Origin of the sequence: Bacteroides graminisolvens DSM 19988 = JCM 15093, assembly GCF_000428125.1 — a bacterium.
GTDB lineage: Bacteria > Bacteroidota > Bacteroidia > Bacteroidales > Bacteroidaceae > Bacteroides > Bacteroides graminisolvens.
In genome coordinates this window covers 1-2,944 of sequence record NZ_ATZI01000029.1, presented here as the reverse complement: position 1 = coordinate 2,944, position 2,944 = coordinate 1, and the positions used below count along the sequence as shown (strand labels likewise).

3 protein-coding genes are annotated in these 2,944 nt (G+C 36.3%); all 3 read right to left on the bottom strand.

Annotated features, from left to right (window positions below; translation table 11 throughout):
* Positions 1-67: 67 nt before the first annotated feature.
* From thiD to C511_RS0112375, 3 genes are read right to left on the bottom strand one after another with little or no spacing between them, the layout of a single operon-like run.
* Positions 68-943, bottom strand: coding sequence for a bifunctional hydroxymethylpyrimidine kinase/phosphomethylpyrimidine kinase (gene thiD / locus C511_RS16820; RefSeq protein ID WP_051260522.1), 876 nt, complete (start codon positions 941-943; stop codon positions 68-70).
* A 4-nt stretch (positions 944-947) separates the two neighbouring features.
* Entirely contained in the window at positions 948-2,084 is a 1,137-nt protein-coding gene (locus C511_RS0112380; protein ID WP_024997757.1) for an aspartate aminotransferase family protein, read from the bottom strand.
* Positions 2,085-2,105: 21 nt separating this feature from the next.
* Positions 2,106-2,621, bottom strand: a complete 516-nt coding sequence (locus tag C511_RS0112375; protein ID WP_024997756.1) for a pyridoxamine 5'-phosphate oxidase family protein — start codon at positions 2,619-2,621, stop codon at positions 2,106-2,108.
* Between the last annotated feature and the right edge of the window lie 323 nt (positions 2,622-2,944).

Genomic DNA, 2,944 nt, shown 5'->3' with positions numbered 1-2,944 from the left:
TTAATAGTTTGATCACCATTAAAATACTAATAATCAATGATATGCACAACTTATTTCCTGACATTTTTTAGTGAATTAATTCCGCCAACGGGTTATTTATTATCTTATTCCTTAGATTTTCTTTCTGAAACCGGACGTAATCTTTATAAAAAGGGAAAATTGGTCCAAAGCCAGTTCCAAACGAAAAATCGGCCCCATATTTTATAGATTTATAAATAAACTCTTCAGCTTTATCTATAGCATCAATAATACGCCAACCTCTTGCTATGTAAGTAGCAATGGATGAAGCAAACATATCACCAGTTCCATTTACATTTTTTGTTTCTATTATGGGTTTTATATATTCTCTGAAATCATTACTTTGAGGGCAATAGAAATAATCCACCAATTTGTCTTTATATGGTACAGATTTTATTATCACAGAGTTCCCCCAACATGACAGTTCTTTTAAGTCCTCCTTTATATTATTTATATTCAATTTCCGCCCAAGCAGAATCTCTGCTTCTCGCATATTCGGTGTAATAATGGTTGCCAACGGTATAAGACTTTCCTTATAACTCAAAACTGCATCATCCTTAATTAACTGGTCTCCTGAGGAAGTAACCATTACAGGATCCACAACCAAAGGAACTTCGGTATAACTACTGAGTGTTTCCGATACCTTTTGTACCAATTCTTTTGAATATAGCATTCCGGTCTTAATACAGTCTGCGCCAACATCCTCCATAAACGATTTTATTTGAGATACCACCATGCCAACAGGAATCAGGCATACATCCTTTACGTGTTCTGTATCCTCATCTACTACACATGTTATAGCCCCGGCTGCATATCCTCCACAAGTACATATGGACTTGACATCTGCCTGTATTCCTGCAGAGCCAAGAGGTTCACTGCCAGCTATAACAAAAACCCTGTAAGGAACTTTTTCTTTTTTAATCATTGCTTCATCTTATTTTGTTAAGGCAATCTACCAGTTTACCAACGAAACAATCCACTTCCGACTTTGTAATGCACAATGGTGGCAATATTCTCAGAATATTATTACCTGAATATCCAGTAAATATATGGTGCTCAAACAGAAGCATCTCACGTATTTCGGACACAGGGATTGCAAACTCTACTCCTATCATTAATCCACGTCCTCTAATATCTGTTATCAGCGGTGACACAATAGAACTAAGTTTCTTTATAAAATACTCTCCTATGTTATAGGCATTTTCTATCAATCTTTCATCTTTCATAACCTCTATTACCGACAATGCAGCCGCACATCCCAGATGGTTTCCACCAAATGTAGTTCCAAGCATTCCTTTGCGAGGTTTAAATATACCATTTATCAGAACACCAGAAAATGGAAAACCATTTGCTATACCTTTTGCCACAGTGATAATATCAGGCTTTATACCACTCCACTGATGTGCAAAAAACTTTCCTGTACGTCCATATCCCGACTGTATCTCATCTAAAATGAGAATTGCACCGTATTGTATTGTAAGTCTGCGCAATTTTTTAAGGAAATCATTCCCTGGAACCCTTATACCACCAACCCCGGAAATACCTTCTATAATTACAGCACAAACATCTCCACTACGCAGTACACTTTCCACCTCTGTAATATCCATATCCGCAAAATACACATTGTTATTACAGTTCAGAGGTGCAGTTATCAGTGGATTGTCTGTTACTTCTACTGCAGCAGACGTACGGCCATGGAAAGAACTCTTGAAAGCTATAACCTTTTTCTTTCCAGTATGAAACGATGCCAGTTTAAGGGCATTCTCGTTGGCTTCTGCTCCTGAATTGACAAAAAAAGCACTATAATCCGGATAACCGGATATTTCTCCTAATTCGTACGCAAGTTTTTCCTGAAGCTTATTAACCACAGAGTTAGAATAAAACATCAGATCCTGCATCTGCTCAGACATACATTTTACCAGATATGGATGAGAATGTCCTATTGATATTACAGCATGTCCACCATAAAAATCGAGATACGAATATCCACAATCATCATAGACATAACAACCTTTGCCTTTTATTATATTGATAGGGAATACAGTATATACATCAAACAAGTTCATCAGCAATTATTTAGTATTTTATTATTCCATCCTTCCATACTTCATTTCGTCACCATTCTTATCGTACTGCTTACGTTTCCCTGTGGGAGGAGCCAATAAGGTTATTTTGACAACAGCGGTACGATGAAGACTTCTTTCAACAGCGGCATCGAAAGCATCCATGTGCTTAGGAAGAAATCGTTGGCTTATTAACCTCAGCGCAAGAATCTTTTCATCATTATCTGTTACAATCTCAGCTTTTCCGAATGCGATAGCCGAACGGTACTGTAGAGTGAATGTCCCATCTTTAGGTCCTACAGTAGGTTGACATTTCGTTACAGCAGAAAGACACACTTCGGGATTCACGGCTATAGCATCCAATTTATCTCCATCAGGAGCACAATGGAAATACCAGACATTATCATCCTTACTTGCTAAAGAAAGTGGCACGCCGTATGCAGTATCATCCGGGCGAGTAAAACTTACTGTAATATACGGGGCCTTACGCATAATGTCAAGAGCCCATTGACTATCCATTTCTCTACTTATTTTCCTCATATTTATTTCTATAATCTTTAAGCGATTTTTATCATTACTAGAACTTGAATGTAAATACAACATTAAAAAACGACCTCTAATTCGTAAGATGTACCAACAATCGAACAAAATTACTACGGAAGAGAATAACACAATGTAATAAAAATGACACTACCTTTATTTTTTTAGAAATATTTTATTAACAATAACCACAAAAAAAATAGCATTTATTACATAAACAATATAACCTATACCCGTTGGCGGAATTAATTCACTAAAAAATGTCAGGAAATAAGTTGTGCATATCATTGATTATTAGTATTTTAATGGTGATCAAACTATTA